Source organism: Hydrocoleum sp. CS-953 (assembly GCF_002260545.1).
GTDB lineage: Bacteria > Cyanobacteriota > Cyanobacteriia > Cyanobacteriales > Microcoleaceae > Trichodesmium.
Genome location: NZ_LGSU01000278.1, coordinates 1 through 2,613, shown reverse-complemented (window position 1 = coordinate 2,613; position 2,613 = coordinate 1). Strand labels below are relative to the sequence as shown.

Genomic DNA, 2,613 nt, shown 5'->3' with positions numbered 1-2,613 from the left:
CAATAAAATTTTAAATCTAATTTCTGTTAGTCTACTTGCATCACAAGACTGAACTAATTGAAATAATCCAGTTAATGCTTGTTGTCTTAATTCTCCTGCTTCCGAAAAATCTTCATCTAAATCATCGTAAAGAAACCAAAATTTTTGAGACTTTTCTTTTGCCTCTTGATTAAGAATAATATTTACTGCATCTTTGACTATAAGTATTAGTTGAGAGTTAGTAGATAATTCTAATAAAGCTTTAGTTGATTCAGACTGCCATGTATCTTTTGGTAAATTATTAATTATGTTTTTCAGCTCACTAAACTTTCCCCTTTTTCCTTTATTACCCCTGGGAAATTTCAGTAATTGTTCCTGATAACATCTAAATAGTAAATAAGCTCTCCAAAAAGCTTCCCATGTTCCATTCTTTTCCTGCAAAGTTCGATGAATAATTTGAAATTCTTCACGGGTAGGTCTACTTTTTTGAAATCTACCATATCCTGATAAAAATACAGTATTATCTAACCGTCCGCGAGCTAATTTTTCAGCCAGTTCTTGATGTTTTAAAAATAACCAATATAGTGCTGTTTTACCTGTTCCTTTTTTTCCCCGAATTAAGCAAGTTGTATCATCTAAAAATTTATCAAAATCGGTAGTGCGCTGAAATAATAAACTTAAATCTTGCTTCTGATCTGCAGCATTTACTTCAGGAAACTCTAGACTTTCAATAATTTCCCATCTTTGTTCAACAATATTTAAAACACTACTACGTTTAATTTCATCATTTTTTTGATCGATGATATTAGCAATTTTACTATAGTAATCTTGTATTTCTGGTATGGGATAACTATCAGCCAAGGCAATTGGTACAAGGTAAGGAACTACCAATAATTCATCATTTTCTGGTTGCTCATTATTTGTATTTGAATCATCTTCATCAGTATCATAATTTTCATCTGTTCCATTTTTTATCTTTTTAAGCAAGAAATTCCAAATTTCTTTGACTTTATCTAAACCACTTTTTGTTACATCAGGTACAGGAGAAAAAACAAAATTAATGGATAAATTTTTCAGACTTTGAAGAGATTCTAGTAGTAGTTCTATTCCCTGTTTATTTTGTTCATTAGGGAAAAGAAAAATAATTGCTTCATCAGCAGCTTGAATTAATGATAAAGCACCCCATTGATTAATCCCAGTTCTTGAGTCAATTAAGAGAATATCTGGTTTTAATTGTTCTTGAATTTCTTGCTTAAAAATAGACCAAATATTTTTGTCTCCATCTATAACAGTTGTGGCATGAAGATCGTCAACTTTAGACACATAATCAAGACTAAGATTTCCAGCAGGAACAACAAATACTCTACCTGTGGCGTTAGGTATTTTAACTTCACTAAATATGTCTGTAATTAAAATATTGGGGTCTACTTCTTCTGGTAAATAAGAACGTTCATAAAAATAATCAACAATTCCATATTTTGGCTGTAACTTAAGGTTAAATGCTGTACTTAAACCAGGTGCTTCTAAATCTAAATCTACAGCTACAACTTTACGACCTCGCATTGCTAAAATAGAAGCAACATGAGTTAATGCAGTAGTCCTTCCTACTCCTCCTTTAAAAGAATAAAATGTTACTGTTCTGGGTATACTAGGTTCTTTTTGGGTTAGTTGAAGTTGATTTTGTGGGTTGGCTGCTTGGATAGCTAAATCTTGCCAAGTTACTAATGAAAATTGATCGGGAATTTGTGGAGGTGAAATATTTAATGATTCAGCTTCTTGAGGTGTATATAAAGAAAGAAACCCAGGAGATAAATGAGGTACTTGAGACTTTAATAAGTTGGAAATTTCTTCTTTTCGCTAAGGGATAGATACACCAAAAAAGCTATTACTAACTAAAGTTAAATTAAGCAAACCTGATGTGGAAATATTTACATCAACCCACTCTTTAGTCTCTTTAGAGTTTTTAACATATTTGTCTTTGATATTCTGCTTTAGTGATACTTGCCAGTTTTCTTGCATTTTCAACTCCTTAGATTGTAGTGGCTTGTTTTTGTAGCCATTTTCTAAGCTTTTGATATGTGTTGAACCAGCTTTTATAATTTTCATTATTAACTTCAATACTAGAATAACGTATATCTATGAAATGTTGACCAATGGGGTTCTCAATTTCATCCAACCATTTTCGTACTTGGGGAAGTTTATCAATTCTAGATTTAAGTTTATTATGCCTTTTTAATGCTTCTGTGTAGCTATGTCCTGGATTAGTAAAAGTATGCCCTGGATTATTGTTATCTGTTTTCCATTCTTTAGTCGCACTTTTTGGTAAAGTAGCAAAAATCATTGCTTTTAATAAACACTCAATAGTTACACCTCCAAAGTGCATAGCTGCAATTTTTATTCCCGACTTATCTAATATTTCTGTATCAGAATAGCATTCTAGAAAAGCTGCTTGGTAATCTTCCATAAATCAAAAAAATATAGCTTTGACAATTTCACGTTATGTTGTGGTGAATCAATAGGAAATCCCTCGTGAAATCTTTGGTATATAAAAAATAATCTAAAAAGTTACTCAAATATAAAGTATTTTTAGGTTATGAGAATAATTATAAGATTGTATATAGAATTATTCTCACC

Annotated in this window: 3 protein-coding genes; all 3 read right to left on the bottom strand. The window is 31.0% G+C overall.

Translation table 11 applies throughout. The features are described from left to right. A partial coding sequence (locus AFK68_RS02510; RefSeq protein WP_246843951.1) for a KGGVGR-motif variant AAA ATPase occupies positions 1 to 1,626 on the bottom strand: 1,626 nt, incomplete at its 3' end. 210 nt (positions 1,627 to 1,836) lie between these two features. Continuing rightward, positions 1,837 to 1,998, bottom strand: a complete 162-nt coding sequence (locus tag AFK68_RS40895; protein ID WP_246843950.1) for a hypothetical protein — start codon at positions 1,996 to 1,998, stop codon at positions 1,837 to 1,839. A gap of 10 nt (positions 1,999 to 2,008) precedes the next feature. Continuing rightward, positions 2,009 to 2,443, bottom strand: a complete 435-nt coding sequence (locus AFK68_RS02505; RefSeq protein ID WP_094671368.1) for a hypothetical protein — start codon at positions 2,441 to 2,443, stop codon at positions 2,009 to 2,011. Between the last annotated feature and the right edge of the window lie 170 nt (positions 2,444 to 2,613).

Bases quoted from the DNA above. Each gene is read 5' to 3' on its own strand.
- AFK68_RS40895 (WP_246843950.1), bottom strand. From the start codon at position 1,998: ATGCAAGAAAACTGGCAAGTATCACTAAAGCAGAATATCAAAGACAAA.
- AFK68_RS02505 (WP_094671368.1), bottom strand. From the start codon at position 2,443: ATGGAAGATTACCAAGCAGCTTTTCTAGAATGCTATTCTGATACAGAA.